This is a genomic window from Streptomyces sp. GQ60 (genome assembly GCF_059758875.1).
In genome coordinates this window covers 399189-424381 of the sequence record NZ_JCAXEG010000001.1, presented here as the reverse complement: position 1 = coordinate 424381, position 25193 = coordinate 399189, and the positions used below count along the sequence as shown (strand labels likewise).

Annotated in this window: 19 protein-coding genes and 1 pseudogene; 11 read left to right on the top strand and 9 right to left on the bottom strand. The window is 70.4% G+C overall.

From position 1 onward, the window contains the following. Positions 1–34 precede the first annotated feature (34 nt). Entirely contained in the window at positions 35–898 is an 864-nt protein-coding gene (locus tag AC6CKD_RS02055) for a biotin--[acetyl-CoA-carboxylase] ligase (protein WP_498324709.1), read from the bottom strand. Positions 899–1120: 222 nt separating this feature from the next. On the opposite strand from AC6CKD_RS02055, the pseudogene AC6CKD_RS02050 reads away from it, so the two are divergent. The 6 genes and pseudogenes from AC6CKD_RS02050 to AC6CKD_RS02025 all read left to right on the top strand — a co-directional run. Further along, positions 1121–1225 (top strand): annotated as a pseudogene (locus AC6CKD_RS02050) (RNA-guided endonuclease InsQ/TnpB family protein); the annotation flags it as partial. 8 nt (positions 1226–1233) lie between these two features. Next, on the top strand, positions 1234–1356 hold the full coding sequence (locus AC6CKD_RS02045; RefSeq protein WP_498324708.1) for a hypothetical protein: 123 nt from the start codon (positions 1234–1236) through the stop codon (positions 1354–1356). Between the two features lie 190 nt (positions 1357–1546). Beyond that, the gene (locus tag AC6CKD_RS02040; protein WP_498324707.1) at positions 1547–3142 is read left to right on the top strand and encodes an acyl-CoA carboxylase subunit beta; all 1596 of its coding nucleotides are present in this window, start codon (positions 1547–1549) and stop codon (positions 3140–3142) included. 19 nt (positions 3143–3161) lie between these two features. After that, positions 3162–3371, top strand: coding sequence for an acyl-CoA carboxylase epsilon subunit (locus tag AC6CKD_RS02035; RefSeq protein ID WP_498324706.1), 210 nt, complete (start codon positions 3162–3164; stop codon positions 3369–3371). Positions 3372–3489: 118 nt separating this feature from the next. Continuing rightward, positions 3490–3624: a morphogenic membrane protein MmpB gene (gene mmpB / locus AC6CKD_RS02030; RefSeq protein ID WP_478687076.1), complete on the top strand. Its 135-nt coding sequence runs from the start codon at positions 3490–3492 to the stop codon at positions 3622–3624. 113 nt (positions 3625–3737) lie between these two features. Next, the gene (locus AC6CKD_RS02025; protein ID WP_498324705.1) at positions 3738–4346 is read left to right on the top strand and encodes a Maf family protein; all 609 of its coding nucleotides are present in this window, start codon (positions 3738–3740) and stop codon (positions 4344–4346) included. Here the strand turns inward: AC6CKD_RS02025 and AC6CKD_RS02020 are convergent. Then, the gene (locus tag AC6CKD_RS02020; protein ID WP_498324704.1) at positions 4327–4932 is read right to left on the bottom strand and encodes a hypothetical protein; all 606 of its coding nucleotides are present in this window, start codon (positions 4930–4932) and stop codon (positions 4327–4329) included. The genes AC6CKD_RS02025 and AC6CKD_RS02020 overlap by 20 nt on opposite strands. Positions 4933–5328: 396 nt before the next feature. Between AC6CKD_RS02020 and AC6CKD_RS02015 the strand changes: the two genes are divergently transcribed. After that, a complete protein-coding gene (locus AC6CKD_RS02015; protein WP_498324703.1) occupies positions 5329–7083 on the top strand; it encodes an acetyl/propionyl/methylcrotonyl-CoA carboxylase subunit alpha in 1755 nt (584 codons plus the stop codon). Between the two features lie 229 nt (positions 7084–7312). Here AC6CKD_RS02015 and AC6CKD_RS02010 read toward each other — a convergent pair whose 3' ends face one another. Further along, positions 7313–8077 carry a barstar family protein gene (locus AC6CKD_RS02010; protein WP_498324702.1) on the bottom strand — a complete coding sequence of 255 codons (765 nt, stop codon included), beginning with the start codon at positions 8075–8077 and terminating at the stop codon, positions 7313–7315. Between the two features lie 38 nt (positions 8078–8115). Further along, on the bottom strand, positions 8116–14751 hold the full coding sequence (locus tag AC6CKD_RS02005; protein ID WP_498324701.1) for a ricin-type beta-trefoil lectin domain protein: 6636 nt from the start codon (positions 14749–14751) through the stop codon (positions 8116–8118). Between AC6CKD_RS02005 and AC6CKD_RS02000 the strand changes: the two genes are divergently transcribed. Beyond that, the gene (locus AC6CKD_RS02000; protein WP_498324700.1) at positions 14711–16246 is read left to right on the top strand and encodes a hypothetical protein; all 1536 of its coding nucleotides are present in this window, start codon (positions 14711–14713) and stop codon (positions 16244–16246) included. The genes AC6CKD_RS02005 and AC6CKD_RS02000 overlap by 41 nt on opposite strands. Before the next feature lie 105 nt (positions 16247–16351). Here the strand turns inward: AC6CKD_RS02000 and AC6CKD_RS01995 are convergent, their stop codons facing one another. Next, positions 16352–17302, bottom strand: coding sequence for a DeoR/GlpR family DNA-binding transcription regulator (locus tag AC6CKD_RS01995; protein WP_498324699.1), 951 nt, complete (start codon positions 17300–17302; stop codon positions 16352–16354). 175 nt (positions 17303–17477) lie between these two features. Further along, on the bottom strand, positions 17478–18917 hold the full coding sequence (locus tag AC6CKD_RS01990; protein ID WP_498324698.1) for an NAD(P)H-quinone dehydrogenase: 1440 nt from the start codon (positions 18915–18917) through the stop codon (positions 17478–17480). A gap of 198 nt (positions 18918–19115) precedes the next feature. On the opposite strand from AC6CKD_RS01990, the gene AC6CKD_RS01985 reads away from it, so the two are divergent. The 3 genes from AC6CKD_RS01985 to AC6CKD_RS01975 all read left to right on the top strand — a co-directional run bounded on the left by AC6CKD_RS01985 (position 19116) and on the right by AC6CKD_RS01975 (position 22183). Further along, positions 19116–19553, top strand: coding sequence for a gamma-glutamylcyclotransferase family protein (locus tag AC6CKD_RS01985; RefSeq protein WP_327254611.1), 438 nt, complete (start codon positions 19116–19118; stop codon positions 19551–19553). 104 nt (positions 19554–19657) lie between these two features. Further along, positions 19658–20464 (top strand): purine-nucleoside phosphorylase, encoded by an 807-nt coding sequence (locus tag AC6CKD_RS01980; protein WP_498324697.1) that lies wholly within the window; start codon positions 19658–19660, stop codon positions 20462–20464. A 69-nt stretch (positions 20465–20533) separates the two neighbouring features. Continuing rightward, positions 20534–22183 (top strand): phospho-sugar mutase, encoded by a 1650-nt coding sequence (locus AC6CKD_RS01975; protein ID WP_498325404.1) that lies wholly within the window; start codon positions 20534–20536, stop codon positions 22181–22183. Positions 22184–22324: 141 nt separating this feature from the next. Here AC6CKD_RS01975 and AC6CKD_RS01970 read toward each other — a convergent pair whose 3' ends face one another. The 3 genes from AC6CKD_RS01970 to afsQ1 are packed head-to-tail and all read right to left on the bottom strand — an operon-like array spanning position 22325 to position 25177. Further along, positions 22325–23035 carry a hypothetical protein gene (locus tag AC6CKD_RS01970; protein ID WP_498324696.1) on the bottom strand — a complete coding sequence of 237 codons (711 nt, stop codon included), beginning with the start codon at positions 23033–23035 and terminating at the stop codon, positions 22325–22327. Continuing rightward, positions 23016–24602, bottom strand: a complete 1587-nt coding sequence (locus AC6CKD_RS01965; protein ID WP_498325403.1) for a sensor histidine kinase — start codon at positions 24600–24602, stop codon at positions 23016–23018. The genes AC6CKD_RS01970 and AC6CKD_RS01965 overlap by 20 nt, the downstream gene beginning before the upstream one ends. Further along, entirely contained in the window at positions 24500–25177 is a 678-nt protein-coding gene (afsQ1, locus tag AC6CKD_RS01960; protein ID WP_243333801.1) for a two-component system response regulator AfsQ1, read from the bottom strand. Before afsQ1 ends, AC6CKD_RS01965 begins: the two co-directional genes overlap by 103 nt. Between the last annotated feature and the right edge of the window lie 16 nt (positions 25178–25193).

The following is a 25193-nucleotide window of genomic DNA, read 5'->3' as shown; positions in this document are numbered from 1 at the left end:
CCTACTCCGTCACCCGGGGCGGTGCCCCGGCGGGCTACCGCACGGACCGCAGATGGACGACGTCCCCTGCCCCCACGGCCTCGTGCTTGTCCTCCGCCGTCCGTACGACGAGCCGTCCGTCGGTGTCCACCGCTTCGGCCGTCCCGGTGAGGGTCCGCCCGCCCGGCAGCTCGGCCCGCACGTGCTTGCCGAGGGTCGCGCAGCCCGCCGCGTACGTCTCCTGCAGACCGCTCGCCGCCGGATCGCCACCGGCCGCGCGCCAGTTCCCGTACCACTGCTCCAGGGACCTCAGTACGGCCCTGAGCAGCGGGTCCCGGTCGGTGACGGTCGCCTTGGCCAGGTACAGCGACCCGGCGGTGTCCACCGGCAGCTCGGCGTCGGTCAGCGTCACGTTGAGCCCGATCCCGATGACGACCCCGTCGCCGACGCGCTCGGAGAGGATCCCGCCGGTCTTGCGCTCCTCCCCGTCCACGGTGACCAGCAGGTCGTTGGGCCACTTGAGCGCGGTGTCCACGCCGGCGGCGCGCGAGAGCCCGGTAGCGGCGGCCACCCCGGCCAGCAGCGTCAGCCAGCCCCACCGCTCCTGCGGCACCGAGGGCCCGGGCTTCAGGAGTACGGAGAAGAACAGTCCTGACCGCGCGGGCGCGACCCAGCTCCGGTCGAGCCTGCCCCGTCCCGCGGTCTGCTCCTCGGCGACGAGCACGGCCCCCTCGGGCAGCTTCGCGGCCCGTGCGGCGAGATCGCTGTTGGTGGACCCGGTGGAGCCCACCACCTCCAGCGAGGTCCACAGCCCCTCGCCGGTCACGAGGGCCCGCTGCAGCGCGGCGGCGTTCAAGGGCGGCCGGTCCAGACTCGACCAACGGCCTGCGGAAGCTCCTGCTGAAGCATCTGATGACATGATCGGATCCTTATGTCGCTACGTCGCTGTATGTGACCCTCTGACCCGGGATTGCATACGGATCGTGATCGACCTTAGCGTCCGGGCTGTGGGGGATCCTCCGGTAAAGAGGGCGTTCAGGTTTCGTTTCTACCCTGATGACTCGCAAGCGACTGACTGACCGCCCGTTAAGACGCCTGGCCACGCGGGGAACGCGTGAACTACGCCCAGACCTCGGCCGCCCTGCCCATCGTCTGGTCGGCTCCGCGCCTTCCGGAAGGCGCGGAGCCGACCACAGTGACCGTGTCCCGGGACTCGACCGGCCGTTGGTTCGTCTCGCTGCTCTGCGGGAGCTCGTGAGCGAGGATCTCGCTGTCCGCACCATGCTCAAGAACAACAAGCTCGCCCGCGCCCTTTCGGACGCGGCCCGGCGCGAGCTGCGGAGGATGTCGGCCCTCCCGGCAGGCGGTCCGCAGTGAAGGCAGGAACCCGCCCGCGAGGTCGGGACGGAGTCCCCTAGGGGGGACGGCGAGGCCAAGCAACCCAGATGAGGTGTGTCAAACGCCGCACCGCCGAGCGCCATGCCCGCCGATACGCTACGCACCAGTAGCCAGTAAGAACCAAGTACGTCACCAGGCAGTTGACACCACGCAGGGAGCCGCGACCCCGATGTCACAACCGTCAGAGCCGATCGACATGCACACCACCGCGGGGAAGATCGCGGATCTGCAGCGCCGCGTCGAGGAAGCCACGCACGCCGGGTCCGGGCGGGCGGTGGAGAAGCAGCACGCCAAGGGCAAGCTGACGGCGCGTGAGCGGGTGGCCCTGCTGCTGGACGAGGGGTCCTTCGTCGAGTTGGACGAGTTCGCCCGGCACCGGTCGACGAACTTCGGGCTGGAGAAGACCCGCCCGTACGGCGACGGAGTCGTGACCGGCTACGGGACCGTCGACGGGCGGCCCGTCGCCCTGTTCTCCCAGGACTTCACCGTCTTCGGCGGGGCCCTCGGTGAGGTCTACGGCCAGAAGATCATGAAGGTGATGGACTTCGCGCTGAAGACCGGCTGCCCGCTGATCGGCATCAACGACTCCGGCGGCGCCCGCATCCAGGAGGGCGTCAGCGCGCTCGGCATGTACGGCGAGATCTTCCGCCGCAACGTCCACGCCTCCGGGGTGATCCCGCAGATCAGCCTGGTCGTCGGCCCCTGCGCCGGCGGGGCCGTGTACTCCCCGGCCATCACCGACTTCACGGTCATGGTCGACCAGACCTCGCACATGTTCATCACCGGTCCGGACGTCATCAAGACCGTCACCGGCGAGGACGTCGGCTTCGAGGAGCTGGGCGGGGCGCGCACGCACAACAGCACGTCCGGCGTCGCGCACCACATGGCGGGTGACGAGAAGGACGCCATCGAGTACGTGAAGTCGCTGCTCTCCTACCTCCCGTCGAACAACCTCTCCGAGCCCCCGGCCTTCCCCGAGGAAGCCGACACCGAGGTCTCCGAGAGCGACCGCGAGCTCGACGTGCTGATCCCGGACAGCGCGAACCAGCCGTACGACATGCACAGGGTGATCGAGCACGTGCTCGACGACGCGGAGTTCCTGGAGACCCAGTCGCTGTTCGCGCCGAACATCCTCACCGGCTTCGGCCGCGTCGAGGGCCACCCGGTCGGGGTCGTCGCCAACCAGCCGATGCAGTTCGCCGGCTGCCTGGACATCGACGCCTCCGAGAAGGCGGCCCGGTTCGTCCGGACGTGCGACGCCTTCAACATCCCGGTGCTGACCTTCGTCGACGTACCGGGCTTCCTGCCGGGCACCGACCAGGAGTACAACGGAATCATCCGGCGCGGCGCCAAGCTGATCTACGCGTACGCCGAGGCGACCGTCCCCCTGATCACCGTCATCACCCGCAAGGCCTTCGGCGGCGCCTACGACGTGATGGGCTCCAAGCACCTGGGTGCCGACCTCAACCTCGCCTGGCCGACGGCGCAGATCGCCGTCATGGGCGCGCAGGGAGCGGTCAACATCCTGCACCGCCGCGCGATCGCCGAAGCGGAGGAGGCCGGCACCGCCGAGGAGACCCGGGCGCGGCTCATCACCGAGTACGAGGACGCGCTGCTGAACCCGTACACGGCCGCCGAGCGCGGCTACGTCGACGCGGTGGTCATGCCGTCCGAGACCCGGGCGCACGTGGTGAAGGGGCTGCGGCAGCTGCGCACCAAGCGGGAGTCCCTGCCCCCGAAGAAGCACGGCAACATCCCGCTCTAGCAGGCACGAGGAGCTCACAGTGGTGATCAAGGTCGTCAAGGGGAACCCGACCCCCGAGGAGCTGGCCGCCGCACTGGCGGTGGTCCGAGCGCGCGCGGCGGCCCTCGCGTCGGAGCCGTCGGGCGCGGAGCGGGTGGCCGACGCGTGGTCGGCGCCGGGCCGGGTGGCCCGGCGGACCCTGCCGCGCCCGGGGCCGGCCGCGTGGGGGCGTACGTACTGGCCCGCGTAGGGGTACTGGCCCGCGCAGGGGCAGAGGTGGCCGCGCATCGAAGATGGCGTGAACTGCCCGTGGCGCCTGAGTACCCGTACTCAGGCGCCACAGGAGTCCTCGGGGCCAGGATCGGAGCATGCTCTGGTCAGACCCGAAGAACGAGCCGCCGAAGGACATGCGCGACGCCGCGGCGATGATCCGGCGGATGACGGTGATCGTCGTCATCGCGATGGTCGTCGTGGTATACGTGCTGGGCGTGGGCGGTTTCTAGCGCCGCGAGCCGCCCACGAGCCGCCCGCAAGCCCGCCACGAGCCGCTCGCATGCCCCCCGCAGGCCGCCCGAGCCCGCCGGGGCCGGCGCCGGGCGCCCCTACGATGGCAGGCATGACTGCTGCCCCCCGCCACGCCCTCGTCCTCGCCTCCGCTTCGCCCGCCCGGCTGAACCTGCTGCGGCAGGCCGGGCTCGCCCCGCACGTGATCGTGAGCGGCTTCGACGAGGACGCCCTCACCGCGGACTCCCCCGCCGAGCTGGCGCTCGCGCTGGCCGAGGCGAAGGCGGCCGTCGTGGCGGCCCTGGACGAGGCCGCCGGCGCCCTGGTGATCGGCTGCGACTCCGTGCTGGAGCTGGACGGGGAGGCGCTGGGCAAGCCGGCGGACGCCGCGGAGGCCACGGCCCGCTGGAAGTCGATGCGCGGGCGCGCCGGGGTGCTGCGCACCGGGCACTGCGTGATCGACACGGCGAGCGGCCGCCGGGTTTCCGCCACGGCGTCGACGACGGTCCGCTTCGGCGAGCCGACGGACGCGGAGGTGGCGGCGTACGTGGCGAGCGGGGAACCGCTGCACGTGGCGGGGGCGTTCACGCTGGACGGCCTGTCGGCCCCCTTCATCGAGGGGATCGACGGGGATCACGGCAATGTGATCGGAATCTCCATGCCGCTGCTGCGCTCACTGCTGGCCGAACTGGACGTGTCCATCACGGACTTGTGGGCTTGACGTCCCCGAGCTTGCCGAAGTCCCCGAAGTCCCCGAGCGGGTGGCCCGGCGGAGCGTCCCGGACCTCGGGACCGCCGCCGGGGGTGCCGGGGCCGCCGAAGCCGCCCAGGGGGCCGCTGGAGCCCTGCGCGGGGCCGCCGGCGCCGTCCACCGCCCTGCCCGCGCCCTTGGCCGCGTAGAGGGTCAGGCTCAGCACCAGCAGGCAGAGGATCAGCATCATCACCGCGAAGGCGCCCCAGCCCACCAGGCCGACGACGAGGGCGCCGAGCAGGCCGTGGGTGACGGCGGCGCTGACGAGGAGCAGGCGCGCGAAGGTGCCCGGGGCGCGGTCGCGGGCCGCGGCGACGACGAGGAACACCGCGCAGGCCAGCAGGAACAGGGCCATGCCGGCGCCCAGCGCGTAGGTCGCCTTGGACATGACGTCCGGATCGGCGCCGGCGATGGACATCGACTGGTTCTCGGTGGTCCGGCCCAGGACGAGGTGGACGAAGCCGAGCGCCGCCGCCTCCACGACGAGTACGACCGCGGTCGCCCCGGCCACGGATCTCCGCAGCACCGCGCCACCCACGCCACCCACACCAGCCACGACGCCCCCACCCCGCATGCACAACCCGTTCGACGCCTGGAGGCTACTAACGGGTAAACCTTCGGACAAGGGGCCGGGGCCTCATCGTTACGGTCGGTCCGCCCCACGGGCGGCGACCCGGCGCCGACACCGCGTCCGTGCAAGGAATGCATGGGCCGTTCGTAGGGATTCGACAAAGAATCACCCCGGCCCGCTGACCCGCAGAACAGAGACCCCGGACACACGGCAGGGTTACTGTGCAGTCGGGGATCCCCCTGACATGGGGCGCCACAAGGGTTTTATCGACCCGGGGTCGACTCGGATCACAGTCCGTGTGGGCAAGGTCACCACCGGGGAAGGGTCGAAAGGCCGTGTGGGCTGTCCCTAAACTCAGCTTGTTTCAAGGAGGGAGCCATCGTGCGCAAGGTGCTCATCGCCAACCGTGGCGAAATCGCAGTCCGCGTTGCTCGGGCCTGCCGGGATGCCGGGATCGCGAGCGTAGCCGTCTACGCCGATCCGGACCGGGACGCTCTGCACGTCCGCGCGGCCGACGAAGCTTTCGCGTTGGGCGGTGACACCCCGGCCGCCAGCTACTTGGACATCTCCAAGATCCTGCAGGCCGCAGCCGACTCCGGTGCGGACGCCATCCATCCCGGATACGGCTTCCTTTCCGAGAACGCCGAATTCGCGCAGGCCGTCATCGACGCGGGTCTGATCTGGATCGGCCCGCCGCCGCAGGCGATCCGCGACCTGGGTGACAAGGTCGCCGCCCGCCACATCGCGCTGCGCGCCGGCGCGCCGCTGGTGGCCGGCACGCCCGACCCGGTCTCCGGTTCGGACGAGGTCGTCGCCTTCGCCAAGGAGCACGGCCTGCCGATCGCGATCAAGGCCGCCTTCGGTGGCGGCGGTCGCGGCCTGAAGGTCGCCCGGAACCTCGAAGAGGTCCCGGAGCTCTACGACTCCGCCGTCCGCGAGGCCGTCGCCGCCTTCGGTCGCGGCGAGTGCTTCGTCGAGCAGTACCTCGACAAGCCGCGGCACGTGGAGACCCAGTGCCTGGCCGACTCCCACGGCAACGTGGTCGTCGTCTCCACCCGTGACTGCTCGCTGCAGCGCCGCCACCAGAAGCTGGTGGAGGAGGCCCCGGCGCCGTTCCTGACCGAGGCCCAGAACGCCGAGCTGTACGCCGCGTCGAAGGCGATCCTGAAGGAAGCCGGCTACGTCGGCGCCGGCACGGTCGAGTTCCTCGTCTCCGCCGACGGCCTGATCTCCTTCCTGGAGGTCAACACCCGCCTGCAGGTCGAGCACCCGGTCACCGAAGAGGTCACCGGCATCGACCTGGTCCGCGAGATGTTCCGCATCGCCGACGGCGAGGAGCTCGGCTACGGGGACCCGGTCCTGCGCGGCCACTCCTTCGAGTTCCGCATCAACGGCGAGGACCCGGGCCGCGGCTTCCTGCCGGCGCCGGGCACCGTCACCAAGTTCTCCGCGCCGTCCGGTCCGGGCGTCCGCCTGGACGCGGGCGTCGAGTCAGGCTCGGTCATCGGCCCGGCCTGGGACTCCCTGCTCGCCAAGCTCATCGTTACGGGCGCCACGCGCGAGCAGGCCCTGCAGCGGGCGGCGCGCGCGCTGGCCGAGTTCGAGGTGGAGGGCATGGCCACGGCCATCCCGTTCCACCGCGCGGTCGTCGTGGACCCCGCCTTCACCGCGGACCCGTTCACGATCCACACCCGCTGGATCGAGACCGAGTTCGTCAACGAGATCCCGGCGTTCGTGGTCCCCGCCGCGGACGACTCCGAGGACGAGCCCGGCCGCGAGACGGTGGTCGTCGAGGTCGGCGGCAAGCGCCTGGAGGTCTCCCTCCCGTCGTCGCTGGGCATGACCCTGGCCCGTACGGCGGCCGCGGGCGGCGCGAAGCCCAAGCGTCGCGCGGCCAAGAAGTCCGGCCCGGCCGCCTCCGGCGACACCCTCGCCTCGCCCATGCAGGGCACGATCGTGAAGGTCGCGGTCGAGGAGGGCCAGCAGGTCAACGAGGGCGACCTGATCGTCGTCCTGGAAGCCATGAAGATGGAACAGCCGCTGAACGCCCACCGTTCGGGCACGATCGTGGGCCTCGCGGCAGAGGTGGGCGCCTCGCTCACCTCCGGCGCGGCCATCTGCGAGATCAAGGACTGATCTCCTCCGCACCACCGGCGACATGGAAACGGCCCGTGCCCCCCTTCCGGGGGACACGGGCCGTTCTCAGTTCCGGCTCGACTACTGCCGTCAAGGCACGCGAGGAGCCCCACCGAGAAGAAATCCGGTGGGGCTCCTTGGTATCTCTCAAGCCGCGATAAGCCACCCGAGTGACGGATGGGGGCCTACCGACCAGCCCTCCGCCGAATGCCCCCAGGAGGCACGTGCACTATCCAGGAATGACGTCAACATTATTCCGCGACAGAATCCTGAGAAGCATATCGAACTTGGAAGTCGGCCCGTCGGCGATATCCATTACCGCAGACAAGGAAGAGCGCGCGACGGAAATGCTCCGCCACATCAGCCGAACGCAGGCTCCTTGCAGATGATCCTCGAGAGACTCTTCCAGTTCGGTGAAACTCTGCCCGATGTACCCTCCTGGCCCACGGAAAGCCTCGCCAATCGCGCAGAAGAAACTGGCGACGTCCTTGATTTCATCACCTGCCATGACGATCTCTCGAGGAGGAGGAACGGAACGCTCCCCCTTAGAGGCAGATTCGGCGTACCTGAGTCCGGCTACCTCCAGCCACGCTTCACGAGATCCGACCTGAAGCGTGCACCATTCACCACGCCGCGGTGGGGAAACGCGGAACCTGTCCCACAAGCTGCGAGCCTCGGCATGCGGAGGCAACCCCGTCTGCGCCGTGACGACCAGATCTTCCGTCGCATCTCCGACAACCAGCCTGGCGCCCCACAGCGGGTAGCGCCCCATGGGCCGACCTTCGGTGTCGAGGACGAGGACCTCGATGTCACCCTTCAGCGTCTCGATCGGCGCGTCCAGGGTCGGCCGCACAAGCCTGAAGGTGACTCGAGCGTTCTCGGCTTCAAGGAACGCGCCGAAGTCGTCGTAGCTGTAGCGCCCGACAAAGAACCCTTCCAGATCGCAAGCGGATACGAATGCGCCACTTTCCTCGAACCGGACGGAATATTTCACCAACAACGTTGCCCACCTTCCACCGGGAACACGTCGAATCAGCAGGTAGGAACAACGCCGATCTTCGCGTACTTGACCTTCGGGTCCGTGTAGCCATACTCCCCGAAGCGGTTCGGACCGACGATCCTGTACGTATCACCCTTCCCGGGAACCTCCCATTCGGGCGAGCCCTGGAAACCCGACTGCGCGTGAGGACCCCACTTGGCCGCGTGCCTCGCCGATTCGCGCCCTTGGTAAATCTTTTGGGTCGGATCCGAGAGGCTTTCCGTGCGGGGGGTCCCCTGCCCGGCCTGAATCCTGGCAACCTCGTCCGCAGCCCACCCGGGAACAAGGTTGTCGTTGTGCACCAGCACCGGCGTTCTGCCGACGAGCACATAGTAGGTGTGGAGATCCGCGACGGTCAGGTTGTAGGTCCTGTTGACCGCCCGGTAGACGCGGGTGGCGGCGACCTCGGCCGTCGCGTCCTCGTCCGTGCGCAGCGTCGTACCCGGCTTCAGGTCCTGCGCGTCCCGCCACGCCTGGTCGGATTCCGACCAGAACCGGTGGTGACCGGTGGTCGTGATGGTCCGTACGCCGTCGGCGGTGGAGATGGAGATGTCGACGTAGGTCTTGTCGTCCTCCGTGATGATCGTGGCCGTGACCGGCTTCGCTGCCGTCTGGTCCGACTCGGGATCCGTCGCGAGGACCTGGTCCGCCGGTTCGAGTTCCTCGATCGGCTTGGTGGAGCCGTCGGCCATGAGGACGTGGGTTCCGGCGACGAAGCTGTTCGCCCCGCAGAATTTCGGCCGGGTCTTCCCCGACATTCCACGCGCCCCGACCCTTGAGCCGAGACCCGCGCCGAATGCCTCTCCCATGCGTTCGCCAGAGGTCGGCTCGTACAGGGGAGTGTCGATGTTCTTGCCGCTGAGGAGTGCCTCGATCGGCGAGTTGCACGACAGGAAGTCACAGTAGTGACCGCTGAAGTACTCGACCTCCTCTACGGACGCCCCGTACAGCCACATCTTGTATGCGACCTGCTTGGAAACATTTCCGCTGGTCGGGTCGTACTTGACCATCATCCTGCGCAACTCGTCCTTGGACGTGTTGCTGGTGTTGCGGACGATCTTCTGGCCCGAGGTGAACTTCTCCACCGCGCGGTCGTACGACTGCTGGGCCTTGGCGACCACGCCCGCGCCGTAGTGCTGGACGTACTGGCGGTTGATGGCCTGCTGTCGCTCCGTGGCCTTGTTCTGCGTGACGATCTGCTTGTAACGCTTGCCCTCGGTGATGATCGTCGTGCCGCGGTTGCCGCACACGTACATGCCGCTGGCGCACTCTTCCAGCGCCATGCCCGACGGGTCCCAATTGGAGACGGGATTGCCGTTGGAGTACGTGTAGCCGTTCATCTGGAGCGGGTCGGTGATGTCGATGAGCGGGTCCACCGACATGAACCGGCCCGTGGCCTGGTCGTACTCGCGGGCCCCGATGTGGGTCAGGCCGGTCGAGGAGTCGTCGACGCCGGTGCCGAGGAAGCCCCGGCTGCCGGGCCAGTCGTTCACCACCCCGCCCCGGGTGTTGCCGTACGGGTCGGTCTTGCGCCGGGTGACCTTCTGTCCGGCGGACTGGTCGACCGAGGCCGTGCCCGTGTTGTGGTGGTCGGCCAGCAGGACGTTGAGCTTGTGTCCCTTGGGCTGGCCGTACGTGGTGCGGACGGTGGTGACTCCGGGCCCGGTGTAGTAGCGGACCGCGTCGACGGCCCGGCCGGTCTTGTCGACGGTGATCTCGGCTTCGCCGAGGTAGAGGGTCCGGGAGGTTCCGGTCTCCTCGATCAGGCGGTTGCCGTCGGTGTCGTAGATGTAGGTGGTGGTGTTGTCGAAGTTCCACTGCTGGGCCGGGACACCGCCCGCGGCGCAGGCGTAGATGTGGAGGTCGTTGCCGTCGGCGGGGTTGTCGTTGGGAACGGTGACGCACGCGTTCGCCGCGGCGTTGTAGAGCGTCTTGTCGGCGGGACGGTAGGTGAACGCCTGCTTGGTGCTTCCGTCACACGTCGCGAGACGGGCGTACAGACCGTCGGCCGTCAGGCACTTGCCCAGGGCCTGGACGGTGTTGCCGCTCAGCTTCCACTGCTGGGCCCTGGTCTCGTTGCAGGGGTAGATCTGGACGGGCGTGCCGTCGGTGAGGGAGCCCGACTGGACGTCGAGGCACTTGCCGGCCATGCCGACGACCGAAGCCGATCCGATGCCCGGGCTGCTCGCCGTGTTGAGCTTGTTGCGCCGGTCCCAGGTGAGGTTCTGGGTGTCGCCGCCGATCTTCCGGGTCTTGGTGTTGCCGGAGGCGTCGTACTCGTAGGTCGACAGCGAATTGACCGTGGAGTTCGCCGTCCTGAGGGTCCTCTCGGCCTTCGAGAGGGCGTGCGGCTGGGTGGTCGTGGGCGGCAGTGCGCCGTTACCGGCGACGGTGACGCCGTAGGTGTACTTGGTCTCGTCGTCCAGGGCCGCGTTGGTGAGGTCGTGCTCGACGAGCTTGGTGCGGTTGCCAATCAGGTCGAACTGGTAGTCCTGCCAGTAGCCGTCACCGTCCGGACCGGGCGTGACCTCGGTCAGGCTCGGGGCGGGGCAGTTCGCGCTCTTGGCCGTCCAGGCCTTGGTCAGCTGACCGACCGCGTCGTAGGTGAAGCACTGGCGGTCGACCCGACCGCCGGTCTGGGTGTCCGTGATGGAGGTCGGGTTGCCGACCGTGTCGTAGGTGTAGGAGAGGGCAGAGATCCGGTTCGGGTTGGCGGTCTGGCGATCGCTGATGGCCTGCTGGAGCCGGCCCGAGTTGCGGTCGTACAGGCTGGTGGTCCACACCTGGTTCGGCGCGTTGCCGGATGCCGTGCGCAGGACCTCGCCGTACGGGCTGTAGACGATGTCGGACGTGTACCAGGACAGGCCCGAGAAGGTCTTGGGCATGCCGTCCGCGTCGTAGCGCGTGATCAGCTTCTCCGCCGCGAGACCACCCGGCGTCGCGGGCACCGTCGTCGACTGGACCTTGCCCCGCGGGGTGTAGGTCGTGCTGTAGGCGTAGGTGCCGGCCAGCCCCTTCGTGGCGGGTACGTCCGGAATCGTGGTCTTGGTGCCGGTGGGTCGGTACTCGGCGTCGTAGCCGGTGACCTCGTTCTTGTACTCCACCGCACCCTCGTAGTGGGTGGAGGCCACCGGCAGCCCCTTGGCGCCGGCCAGGGAGTCGAACGTCCAAGAGGCGACCAGGGGGCCGTCCGCGGCGTTGTCGCGCACCTCGGTCGTGCGGCCCAGTGCGTCGTACGTCGTGAACTGGGTGCGCCCGCCGGAATCGGTGACGGAGACCTGCTGGTCGAGGTTGTTGTACGTGTAGGTCGACGTTCCGGTGTCGGGGTCCTCGGTCGAGGTCTTCCGGCCGCGGGCGTCGTAGGTGTAGGCCCACTTGTTCCCGACCGGGTCGGTGACCTTCTCCAGCTTGCCGCGCCGGTCGAAGCTGTAGCGCGTGTCCTTCCAAGTCGTGAGGTCGGTTGCCGTGTAGTGCTGCACCAGCGAGATCCGGCCCGAGGTGTCGGTCCAGGTCTTGGCCGCGCGGCTGCCGGACAGCGGCGAGGTGCCGTCGGGCGACATGGCGGTACGGGTGAGCGTCCAGTCGCCCTCGAACCTGCTCGTGCTGGAGAACTGCGGCACGTCGGCGTACAGGGTCGTCACACGGACGGCACGTCCGAGACCGTCGTAGGCGGTCTTCGTGGAGTTCGGAACGTGGAAGACGGTCTCGGGGACGAAGATCTTGTCGTCCGGCTTGCCCTCCGCGTAGTAGCCGTTGTTGGTCTGGCTGACCGTGCCGTTCTGGTTGTAGAGGGTGTCGGTGACCAGGCGCCCGCCGCCCAATGTGTCCGCCTGCGTCTGGCGCGGCCGCAGGCGGCCGTCGTAGATCGTCACGGAGCTGGTGTAGGTGCCGTTGTCGCGCAGGGCCCGGCTGGTGACGACCGGCGTCTGCTGCTCCCCGATCTGGTAGTCGAAGGTCTGCGCGGCCGGATCGGTGGTCTTCTGCGAGGAGGTCCAGACGGCCGTGATCCTGCCCAGGCTGTCATAGGCCAGGGTGGACTTGCGGCCGTTGGCGTCCGTGGTCTCCAGAGGGGTGCCACGGCCCGGATCCGCCTTGACGCTGTTCGTGTGACCGGCGGGGTTGGTCGTCTTCGTGCTGAACGGGACGCCGGTGGCCGGGGTGAACACCGTGCTGGTCGCGTTGCCGGCCGGGTCGTACACCTTGACGGTGCGGCCGAGCGCGTCGTACTCGGAGCGCGCGGTGGGCGTCCAGCCGGTGCCTGCCGCGTCGTTGCTCTCGACCTGGAAGGGCAGGCCCTTCACCGGCGCGGTCCCGAACGCGTTGAGCGCGTCGTAGGAGGTGCGCCTGTCGGAGACCAGGGGTGCGGTGGCGGCCTGGGCACAGTCGCCGGTGGTGGCCCGCACCCGCTGGGGAAGGCCGATCAAGTGCTTGGCCGTGTTGTGCACGTAGGTCGTGACGGTGCAGCCCTGGTCACCCAGGACCGACGCGCCCGCGCCGTCCTCGGCGCGGGTCTCGGTCTGGGCCGAGGCCAGGAGCCCGTACGTGGTCTCGAAGGTGTTCAGCGACCGCCCCACGCGGAAGCCGGTGCTGACGGTCTGGATGGTGTCCGTACGGGACACGTTGCTGCGGTACGCCTCCAGCGGCGTGGTGCCGTCCCGGGGACGGGTGGCGGTCTTCTGGCTCCACGGCCAGGTCAGGACTCGCTTGTCGACGGTGCCGCCGGCCTGGGTGTAGGTGATGGCCTCGGCGGGGCTGCCCTGGTACTGGGGCATGTCCTCGCCGAGGGTCTCCTTGCCGGTGGAGTCCTTGACGGTGATCTTCGCGCGTCCCGCGTCGCCGGACATGCCGCGGAAGAAGCGCGTACGGCTCTGGGTCTCGACCGTCGCATCGCTCTGGCCCGTGTTGGCCGTCGCGCCGCTCTTGGTGAGGACCGAGGCGTAGCCGCGCCACTGGCCATACGTGCGCAGTTCGGGCTTGGTGAACTCGTCGGTGTCCTTGGCCCAGGCCGGGTCACCCTCGTAGGTGTAGCTGGTGACCACGTCGGGCTGGCGGGCGACGCGGTCCTTCTCGACCACGCGCTCGACGACGTACTTGTTGAACCAGGCCAGCGGGGGCTTCTCCAGCTCGCTGTCGGGCGACCAGTGGACGGGGAAGCACCGGGTGGTGTTCTCCTCCGGCTTGGGGTGCGTGGTGCCGACCGCGCACGGTGCGGAGTAGTCGACGTAGACGTCGCCGCCGGTCTCGGTGCGGATGGTCTCCACGCGAAGCCGGTCGAAGTCCGGGGTGGCGTCGTTCGGGCCGGTCGCGACCCGGTTGGGCATGTCCACGAGGTTCGCCTGGAAGGTCACCGGCGGCAGCGTGACGCTCAGCTGGTTGCCCCCCTCGTCCTTCCCGGTGCCGTAGCCGGTCCGGGTGATGGACTCCAGCCACAGGGGCGGGTGGGTGTCGGTGCGCTGCTTGGGGAACGACTGGGTGAGGCTCCAGCGGTCCACCAGGGACAGGGCGGTGGAGCCTTCGGTGCGCTGGGCGTACGTGGTGACCGCGGTCAGGCGCTTGCGGGTCCAGAAGCTGGGCGAGGTGGTGAAGCAGTCCTTGGCGTCGGCCTTGCAGTGCAGGGCCGACGGGGTGTCCCACCAGGCCTGCTTGTCACCGTAGTTCTTCGACTCGAACTCGGTGTCCGTGCACTTCGCGGAACCCTCCTTGATGCAGCGCTCGTCGAGGGTGAACTCGATCTTGGCCGCGGGGGCGCCGGAGAGGTTGGAGGCACGCAGACCGTAGGTGATCTGGCTCGGGTAGCCGCCGCGGACGTAGGAGACCTTCGCCTGGAACTTCTCGTTCTTGGCGTAGTGGTTGGTCTCCTTCTTCCAGTCGACGATCATCGCGTTGCCGTGGACGTCCTCGACGTAGTCGAGGTTCCAGCGCCAGCCCTGGACGCAGGAGGAGTCCACGAAGGCGGCCTGGTAGCAGGGCTCGCCCGTGTGGTTGCCGAAGACCGGGACGGTGAACACCGAGTCAGTCACGGCACGGGTGCCGGCGCCGTCCACGTCGTGGCGGCCGAAGAAGTAGCGGGTGCCTTCGGGCGTGGTGACGACCCAGTACTCGCCGTCCTTCGCGCCGTTGGCGATGGTGGCGTCCGTCTTGCGCTCGACCTTGGACCCGTCGTCGGACGCGGGAACCCACTGGCCCGAGGTGGCGTCACGGACCAGCTCGGTGGTGCTGCCGCCGAGCGACATCACCATGTTGTCGCCGGACCAGCAGAGGTCGCCCTTCTTCTTGTCCGTGGCGTTGTCGTTGTTCGGCTTGCCCGGCGCGGCCTTCAGGTCGTCCGAGCAGGAGCGGTAGCGCCGCTCGATGTAGCCCGGTTCGTAGCCCCAGCCGTCACCGATCCAGGAGCCCTGGCTGTTGGCCGCGGGCGTCTTGCCGTCCACGCTCTGCGACGAGTAGGTGAAGGCCATCTTGGGCGCGGGCCCGGCGGGGGTCTCGGGGATGCCCAGCGGGTAGGACCAGGAGAAGTCACCGCTGTTGCCGCCGGAGGACCAGCTCCCGGAGGGCGCGAGCGGGGTCGCGCTGTACGTTCCGCCCGGGCCCTTGCCGGAGTCGGACGGCACGAGCATCGGCAAGACCGACATCAACTTCCAGGTCACGGGCAAGGACCGCGACGGGAACCTCAGCAAGCTGCAGATCGAGGTCTGGGACGCGGCCTCGGGCACGAACGTCCACAACGAGTGGATCGCGGTCAACAGCGACCAGACCGTCAACCGCACCGTGCCGTGGTCGAAGTTCACCTCGGGCCGCAAGTACTTCTGGCTCGCCCGCGCCGTGGACGCCGACGGCTACGGCGCCCCGGGCTCCGGCCCCGCCGACTCCGGTGGCGGCGGCTGGTGCACCTTCACCGTGGACCACGTCGCCCCCGCCAGCCCCGCGGTGAAGTCCACCGACTTCCCCGTCCCCGGGCCCGACGCCGCCGAGTGGAGCGTGAACCCGGCGAGCACCCCCAACCAGAGCTTCGAGATCCGGGGCAACGGCACCCCGGCCGGAAGCATCCGCGAGTACCAGTGGGCCCTGAACCACCCCACCTGGGAGAACAAGGCCGTTCCCGGCGCCGGCACCGACCTGGCCACCATCAAGCTCCAGGTCGACACCGCCGGACCCAACGTCCTCTACGTCCGCACCGTCGGCACCTCCGGGAACATCTCCGTCCAGAGCGAGTACCTCTTCTACGTCCAGGCGCGTCCCGGCACCGACACCCCCGGCGACGTCACCGGCGACGGCAGCCCCGACATCCTCGCCATCGACAAGGACGGAAACCTGCGCACCTACGCCGGCGACAAGAAGGGCGACACCGACGCCTGGATCCCCGGCGCGGTCGAGAACGGAAAGCCCGTCGCACCCGGCTACTTCAAGGACCCGTCCGGGACCACGCCCGCGCTGATCGGACACGCCACCGACTGGCATCCCGGCGACGGCATCACCGACCTCATCGCCCGCATGCCCGACGGGAAGATCTACATCTACCCCGGCACCGGCACCGGACAGTTCGACGTCGGCCGCCGCCAGGAAATGCAGATGCCGCTCTCCGCGCCCGACGCGTCCACCTTCCGGCAGATCATCGTCACCGAGGACGCCGACGGCGACGGTCTGGGTGACCTGTTCGCCCTGGACGCGGACGCCTTCTGGGCGTTTTCCGGCTACACCGGCTCCAGCTTCGCCTCATACCGCAAGATGGCCACCGGCTGGGCCGCCCGCGATCTCGTCGGCGTCCGGGACGTCTCCGGGGACAAGGTCCCCGACCTCCTCTTCCGCGACAACTCCAACGCCAACCGCACCATGGCCCTGCGCAAGGGCAAGCCCGGTCCGAACGGCATCGGGGCCGACCTGACCTCGCTCCAGTTCGCCGCCAACGCCGCCGACGGAGTCGACAACACCTACGCCACCACCGCCTGGACCCGCGCCGACTGGCCCAAGGTCCTCGGCACCGCCGACGCCACCGGCGACGGCATCCCCGACATCTGGGGAGTCCGAGCCGACGGCATCCAGTACCTCTTCCAAGGCGGCACCACCACCTACGGCAACGCCTCCGGCGCCGACGAGGACAACTGGAACACCTTCCTCACCATCGGATAGCCCCGGTACGAGCCCGGGCGCGAGCCCTGAACCCACGGAAAGCGGCGCCCCGCCCCGGACACCCGTCCGGGGCGGGGCGCCGCTTTCCGCACGGCTGCCCCACGGCTAACGGCGCCTCATGTCCGCGACCCGCGCACGCTCCGCCTGCTCGTGCAACGGCCCGGCACTGCGCAGCTGGGCCGTGGGCCCGCCCCGCCGCTGGACCGGCAGCGGGGACTCCCGGCGCGGGCGGCGCCCGGCCATCCCCTCACCGGACCCGCCGCCGGAGGCACCCGCGCCCCCGGCCACGGTGATCTGCACGCCCTGGTCCGCCAGCGCCTGCAACTCCGTACCGGCCCGGTCGTCGTGCGGCGGCGGCTCGTCCGTGACCAGCCGTGTGATCACGTCGGTCGGCACGGTCTGGAACATGGTGTCCGTCCCGAGCTTCGTGTGGTCGGCCAGGACCACCACCTCCGCCGCGGCCTGCACCAGCGCCCGGTCCACGCTCGCGGAGAGCATGTTGGACGTGGACAGCCCGCGCTCGGCGGTGAGACCGCTGCCGGACAGGAAGGCCCGCGAGACCCGCAGCCCCTGGAGGGACTGCTCGGCACCGCTGCCGACCAGCGCGTAGTTGGACCCGCGCAGGGTTCCGCCCGTCATCACCACCTCCACCCGGTTCGCATGGGCCAGGGCCTGTGCGACGAGCAGCGAGTTGGTGACGACGGTGAGTCCGGGCACCCGGGCGAGCCGGCGGGCCAGCTCCTGGGTGGTGGTGCCGGCGCCGACGACGATGGCCTCGCCTTCTTCTACGAGACCTGCCGCGACATCGGCGATGGCGGTCTTCTCCGCCGTCGCGAGATGGGACTTTTGCGGAAAGCCGGACTCCCGCGTGAAACCGCCCGGCAGTACCGCACCGCCGTGCCGGCGGTCGAGGAGTCCTTCTGCCTCCAGTGCCCGCACGTCCCGCCGTACGGTCACTTCGGAGGTCTGGACGACGCGGGCGAGCTCCCGGAGCGATACCGCTCCGTTGGCCCGCACCATTTCGAGGATCAATTGGCGACGTTCTGCAGCGAACACGAAACTGACAGTAACGCCAACGTCCATCTGCTTTCAGCTCTTTGCGCCGGAATTCCGAAGTTGTCCATACCGTAGGGCAACTAGTGGTATACGCGGTCGGCCCGCCGCGCACGTGCTCCGCGACGGGCCAACCGCCCACCCCAAGGCCCTTGCTCACAAGGGCCGTTATCGGTACTTACGCCTCGCCGGAGGCCTTTCGCGTGTGCAGCTGGCGGGCGACCTCGGCGATCGAACCGGACAGCGAGGGGTACACGGTGAACGCGTTTGCGATCTGCTCGACCGTCAGGTTGTTGTCGACGGCGATGGAGATCGGGTGGATGAGCTCGCTCGCGCGCGGGGAGACGACCACGCCGCCCACGACGATCCCGGTACCGGGACGGCAGAACAGCTTCACGAAGCCGTCCCGGATGCCCTGCATCTTGGCGCGCGGGTTGCGCAGCAGCGGGAGCTTCACGCAGCGGGCGTCGATCTTGCCGGAGTCCACGTCGGCCTGGGTGTAGCCGACGGTGGCGATCTCGGGGTCGGTGAAGACGTTCGAGGAGACCGTCTTCAGGTTCAGCGGGGCCACCGCGTCGCCGAGGAAGTGGTACATCGCGATGCGCCCCTGCATGGCGGCCACCGAGGCCAGCGCGAAGACGCCGGTCACGTCGCCGGCGGCGTACACGCCGGGCGAGGAGGTGCGCGAGACCTTGTCGGTCCAGATGTGCCCGGACTCCTTGAGCTTGACCCCGGACTCCTCCAGGTTCATGTTGCCCGTGTTCGGGATGGCGCCGACCGCCATCAGGCAGTGCGTACCGGTGATGACCCGGCCGTCGGAGAGGGTGACCTCGACCCGGTCGCCCACCCGCTTGGCGGACTCGGCGCGGGAGCGGCCGATGACGTTCATGCCGCGGCGCCGGAAGACGTCCTCCAGGACGGCGGCGGCGTCCGGGTCCTCGCCGGGGAGCACGCGGTCGCGGGAGGACACGAGGGTCACCCGGGAGCCGAGGGCCTGGTACGCGCCGGCGAACTCGGCGCCGGTCACGCCGGAGCCGACCACGATGAGCTCCTCCGGGAGCTCTTCGAGGTCGTAGACCTGGGTCCAGTTCAAGATCCGCTCGCCGTCGGGCATCGCGTCGGGGATCTCGCGGGGGTGTCCGCCGGTCGCGATGAGCACGGCGTCGGCGGTGAGGATCGTCTCCGAGCCGTCGGCGGCGGTGACGATGACGTCCCGCGTGCCGTCGATGCCCTGCGGGCCGCCGAGCTTGGCGCGGCCCCGTACGACCCGGGCGCCGGCCCGGGTCACGGAGGCCGTGATGTCGTGGGACTGGGCGAGCGCGAGGCGCTTGACGCGCCGGTTCACCTTGCCGAGGTCGACGCCCACGACGCGCGCGGCCTGCTCGATGTGCGGGGTGTCGTCCGCGACGACGATGCCCAGCTCCTCGTACGACGAGTCGAAGGTCGTCATGACCTCGGCGGTCGCGATGAGAGTCTTTGAGGGCACGCAGTCGGTGAGCACCGACGCGCCGCCCAGACCGTCGCAGTCCACGACGGTCACCTCCGCGCCGAGCTGGGCCCCCACGAGGGCCGCCTCATACCCGCCGGGTCCGCCGCCGATGATCACGATCCGGGTCACGAAAACTCCGCCTCACGTCTACCCGGCCGGCTGCCGCCCCGGCCGGGGCTTCCGGGGGGTCTCCCCGGGGGATGCATTCCGTACGTCATTGTCCCGCACGCATCAAGGTGCTTCACGCCCGGTCCCACCATCCGGGACGCCGGCCCGGTACGCGGCCGCGAGCGCGGTCGGGGCCGCCCCTCCCGTACCCTCGACCTCATGTCGCTCTACGCCGCGTACGCCGGCAACCTCGACCCGCGGCTGATGACGCGCCGCGCTCCGCATTCGCCGCTGCGCGGCACGGGCTGGATCAACGACTGGCGGCTGACCTTCGGCGGCGAGCAGATGGGCTGGGAGGGCGCGCTGGCGACGATCGTCGAAGCGCCGCGCCACCAGGTCTTCGTCGCGCTCTACGACGTGGCCCCGCTCGACGAGGACTCCCTGGACCGCTGGGAGGGCGTCGGGCTCGACATCTACCGCCGCATGCGGGTCCGCGTGCACACGCTGGACGGCGAGGAAGCGGCCTGGGTGTACGTCCTGAACGGCTACGAGGGCGGCCTCCCCTCGGCCCGCTACCTCGGCGAGCTCGCCGACGCGGCCGAATCCGCGGGCGCCCCGCACGACTACGTGATGGAACTCCGCAAGCGCCCCTGCTGATCCGGCCCGCCGGGACAATTGGTCGGAAACGACAAAGCAACGATCCGAATACCGTGAGCAGTGCCATCTACGCGCGTAGGCCGAGAGCGGCTACGCTCTTCCGCGTGAACGCATCTGTTACCGACCCCTTCGCCGCCGCCGACGCCGCCGCCGCCCGCCTGCGCGAGCTGACCGGCGCCGAGACCCACGATGTCGCCCTCGTCATGGGCTCCGGCTGGGCCCCCGCCGCGGAGGCGCTCGGCGCGCCCGAGGCCGAGTTCCCGGTCACCGAGCTGCCCGGCTTCCCGCCGCCCGCAGTCGAGGGCCACGGCGGCAAGATCCGCTCGTACAAGATCGGCGAGAAGCGCGCCCTGCTCTTCCTCGGCCGTACCCACTACTACGAGGGCCGCGGCGTCGCCGCCGTCGCCCACGGCGTGCGCACGGCCGTCGCCGCCGGCTGCAAGACCATCGTCCTGACCAACGGCTGTGGCGGCCTGCGCGAGGGCATGAAGCCCGGCCAGCCGGTCCTGATCAGCGACCACCTCAACCTCACGGCCACCTCGCCGATCGTCGGCGCGAACTTCGTGGACCTGACCGACCTGTACTCGCCGCGCCTGCGCGCGATGTGCAAGGAGATCGACGCGACCCTCGAAGAGGGCGTCTACGTGCAGTTCCCCGGCCCGCACTACGAGACCCCGGCCGAGATCAACATGATCCGCGTCATGGGCGCGGACCTGGTCGGCATGTCCACCGTGCTGGAGGCCATCGCCGCCCGCGAGGCCGGCGCCGAGGTGCTCGGCATCTCGCTGGTCACCAACCTGGCGGCGGGCCTGTCCGGCGAGCCGCTGAACCACGAAGAGGTGCTCCAGGCCGGCCGCGACTCGGCCGCGCGCATGGGCAAGCTGCTGACCCAGGTCCTCGCCCGGATCTGAACGACGGACCGGACGACGGACGCCCGGACGACCGACCGTACGAGAGGTAAGGCGGAAGTAGTGCAGGACGTGCAGGACGATCTGATCGCGCGGGCCCGGGCCTGGCTGGCCGAGGACCCGGACCCGGAGACGGCCGACGAGCTCGCGAAGCTCATCGAGGCCGGTGACACGACCGAGCTCGCGGACCGCTTCTCCGGCATGCTGCAGTTCGGCACCGCCGGACTCCGCGGCGAGCTGGGCGCGGGCCCGATGCGGATGAACCGCAACGTGGTGATCCGGGCCGCGGCGGGCCTCGCGGCCTACCTCAAGGCCCGGGGCCACGACGGCGGCCTGGTCGTCGTCGGCTACGACGCCCGCTACAAGTCGGCCGACTTCGCCCGCGACACCGCCGCGGTGATGGTCGGTGCCGGGCTGCGCGCGGCCGTCCTGCCCCGGCCGCTGCCGACACCCGTCCTCGCGTACGCCATAAGGCACCTGGGCGCCGTCGCCGGCGTCGAGGTCACCGCGAGCCACAACCCGCCCCGGGACAACGGCTACAAGGTCTACCTCGGCGACGGTTCGCAGATCGTCTCCCCGGCCGACGCGGAGATCGCCGCGCAGATCGACGCGATCGCCGCGCTGGCCGACGTACCGCGGGCCGAGGACGGCTGGCAGGACCTCGGCGACGAGGTCCTGGAGGCCTACCTGGAGCGCACGGACGCCGTCCTGACCCCCGGGTCCCCCCGGGGCGTGCGGACCGTCTACACGGCCATGCACGGCGTCGGCAAGGACGTGGTGATGGCCGCCTTCGCCCGCGCCGGCTTCCCGGCCCCGGTCCTGGTGGCCGAGCAGGCGGAGCCGGACCCGGCCTTCCCGACGGTGGCCTTCCCCAACCCGGAGGAGCCGGGCGCGATGGACCTGTCCTTCGCGACGGCCGCCCGCGTCCGCCCGGACATCGTCATCGCGAACGACCCGGACGCCGACCGCTGCGCGGTGGCCGTCCCGGACCCGGCCGCCGCCGCCGGCTGGCGGATGCTGCGCGGCGACGAGGTCGGCGCGCTGCTCGCCGCCCACCTGGTGCACAAGGGCGCGACCGGCGTCTTCGCCGAGTCGATCGTCTCCTCCTCCCTCCTCGGGCGGATCGCGGAGGCCGCGGGCGTGGGCTACGAGGAGACCCTGACGGGCTTCAAGTGGATCTCCCGCGTCGAGGGCCTGCGCTACGGGTACGAGGAGGCGCTCGGCTACTGCGTGGACCCCGAGGGCGTCCGCGACAAGGACGGCGTCACGGCCGCCCTGCTGGTCGCGGAGCTGGCCTCGGAGCTCAAGGAGCAGGGCCGGACCCTGACCGACCTGCTGGACGACCTGGCGATGGAGCACGGCCTGCACGCCACCGACCAGCTGTCGGTCCGCGTGGAGGACCTGTCGGTCATCGCCTCGGCGATGGCGGCGCTGCGCGCGGAGCCCCCGGCCTCGCTGGCGGGCCTGCGGGTCACCTCGGCCGAGGACCTCAGCCAGGGCACCGCGACCCTCCCGCCCACGGACGGGCTGCGCTACTACCTGGACGGCGACTACAAGGCCCGGGTGATCGTCCGCCCGTCCGGCACGGAGCCCAAGCTGAAGTGCTACCTGGAGGTCGTGGTCCCGGTGGCGGACGCCCCGGACCTGCTCCCGGCCCGCGCCCGCGGCCGGGAAGTCCTCGACGGGATCAAGAAGGACCTGGCGGCGGCGGCCGGCATTTAGCCTTCTCCACGCGCACCTCGCACTGCTTCGCAGGCTTCGGCCCGCTGCGCCGGACTCCGTCCGCCCGCTCACGGGGCGGCCCGGCGGGGCAGTGCACCGGCCCCCCGAGCTCCGGCTCGGGGGGCCTTCGCCGTATCCGGGTCAGGAAGCCGAGGGCGCGGGCGTCGGCGTCGCCGTCGGCTTGACCACGTCGCCCAGGGTCGGGACCGCCTCCGGGCGGGAGCGGACGGCGTCCGTGCACTCCCAGGCCCTCGGCGGATCCGCGTCGGGACCGCCCAGGACCACGGGGCCCGGACCCGCCGACACCGCGTCGCTCTCGGCGAGCGTGCACACCAGCTGCGACAGCGCCACCGGGGGCAGGTCCTCGGGCTTGCGGCTCAGCCGTACCGTGCCCACCGGATCGCCCGGCCGCGGCGCCGAGGCCGTCAGCAGGGCCGGCACCTCGGTCGTGAAGCCGGCCTCCCGCTCCTCCGCCGACGGCTCCCGCTGGAGCACCTCCAGCAGGGCCTGGGTGACGAGCACCGCCAGGTCCCGCGCCGGCCGCTTCTCCGGCACCGGCACCACCCGCTGGACGCCCACCAGCTGCGCCCCGCAGACCAGTTCCACCGTGGCCCGGACGCCCTGCATCCCGCCGGTTCCGGCCGGCGTGCCCGTCGGCGTCTTGCAGGAGACCCGCGAGGGCGCCGGGCCCACGTCCACCGGCACGGTGGTCGCGCGGATCCCGCACCCGGTCAGGGCGCCCAGGGACAGCAGGCCCAGGGCCACCACGACGGCCGTCGTACCGAGCATCGCGCCGAGCGTCGCGCCCCGCCCCGCCCCGCGCGCCGCCGTCCTACGCCTCGTCGTCGTCACCGGCGATCACCTTCCCCACGTCCACCGGCAGCCGCAGCGTGAACAGCGCACCGCCCTCCGCCCCGTTCTCCGCGGTGATGTCGCCGCCGTGGATGTGCGCGTTCTCCATCGCGATGGACAGGCCGAGCCCGCTGCCGTCCGACTTCGGCCGCGACGCGCTCGCCTTGTAGAACCGGTCGAAGACGTGCGGCAGTACGGCCTCCGGGATGCCCGGCCCGTTGTCCCGTACGGCCATGACCAGCCAGTCGCCCTCCACGCGGATGGAGACCCGTACCGGCGATCCGCCGTGCTTGAGCGCGTTGCCGATCAGATTGGCCAGGATCACGTCGAGCCGCCGCGGGTCGAGGCGCGCCACGATCCCGCGCTCCGCGTCGAGTTCGACCGCGTCGAGCCACGCCCGCGTGTCGATGCACGCCGTCACCTGGTCGGCGACGTCCACGTCGTCCAGCACCAGGCGCGCCGTTCCCGCGTCGAAGCGGGTGACCTCCATGAGGTTCTCCACGAGGTCGTTCAGCCGCCTGGTCTCACTCACGACCAGCCCCACCGCCGGCGCGATCATCGGATCGAGGTCGTCGACCTCGTCCTCGAGCACCTCGGCGACCGCCGTCAACGCCGTCAGCGGCGTGCGCAGCTCGTGGGACATGTCCGCGACGAAGCGCCGGCTGGACTCCTCCCGCGCGCTCATGTCGGCGACCTTCTTCTCCAGCGCCTCCGCCGTCTTGTTGAAGGTGTGGGCCAGGTCGGCGAGTTCGTCCGTCCCGGACACTTCCAGCCGGTGGTCCAGCTCCCCTTCGCCGAGCCGCCGCGCCGCGTCGCCGAGCCGCTGCACGGGCCGCAGGACCGTACGGGCCGCGGCCTGCGCGAGCAGCGCGGAGCCGAGCAGCGCGAGGCCGGTGGCGATGGTCAGCGACCAGGCCAGTGCGTTGAGGTCGTCGCGCTCCTGGGCGAGGGACTTGTACATGTAGCCGGTCGGGCCGCCGCCCACGATCCGGGTGCCGCCGACGAGGTACGGGTTCCCGTTCGGCTTCGTCCGCTGCCAGTACACGTGGTACTCGGCGTCGTTGGCCGAGGTGGTCTTCTGCCGGTCGTCGACCGCGTGCTGGAGCGACTTCGGTACGTCGGCCAGCGAGAAGGCGTCGGGACCGGCGGTACCGGCCACCTTGTGGCCGTCCTTCTCGTCCACCAGCAGCACGCTGTAGCCGGGGCTGCTGCCCGCCATCATCTCGGCGGTGTGCTGCAGCTCCTCCTGCGTCGGGTCGGCGGGCAGCGCCGCGGCCCGGTTCTGCATCTCCTGCCGGAAGTCGCCGAGGGCGGCGTCCTGGGTCCGGGTCAGGACGGCCTCGCGATTGAGCCAGTACGCGATCCCGGACGCGGAGACCGCGGCCGTCAGCGCGACCAGTGCGAACACGACGAGGAGCCGCAGCCGCAGGCTGGTCCAGCGCCGGCCCGCGAACAGGACTCTGATCACTGCGGGGAATCCAGTCGGTAGCCGACGCCCCGGACGGTACGGATCAAGGTGGGCGAGGAGGGCACTTCCTCGACCTTGGCGCGCAGCCGCTGCACGCAGGCGTCGACGAGGCGCGAGTCGCCGAGGTAGTCGTGCTCCCACACCAGCCGCAGCAGCTGCTGGCGGGAGAGCGCCTGGCCGGGCCGGCGGCTGAGCTCCAGGAGCAGCCGCAGCTCGGTCGGGGTGAGCTGGAGGTCCTCGCCGTTCTTGGTCACCGTCATGGCGTTGCGGTCGATGACCAGCGAGCCGAAGACGGCGGAGTCGGTGGCCTCGCGCTCGCCGCGGCGCAGCACGGCCCGGATGCGGGCGTCGAGCACCCGCCCCTGGACGGGCTTGACCACGTAGTCGTCGGCTCCCGACTCCAGGCCGACGACCACGTCGATGTCGTCGTTGCGCGCGGTGAGCAGGATGATCGGCAGCTGGTCGGTGCGGCGGATGCGCCGGCACACCTCGAAGCCGTCGATGCCGGGCAGCATGACGTCGAGCACGATCAGGTCGGGCCGCTGCTCGCGCAGCAGTTTGAGGCCGTCCTCGCCCGTCGCCGCGGTGGCCACACGGTGGCCCTGGCGTGACAGGGAGAGTTCGAGGGCCGTGCGGATGGCGTCGTCGTCCTCGATGAGCAACAGGAAAGGCACGGGCTCATTCTGTCCC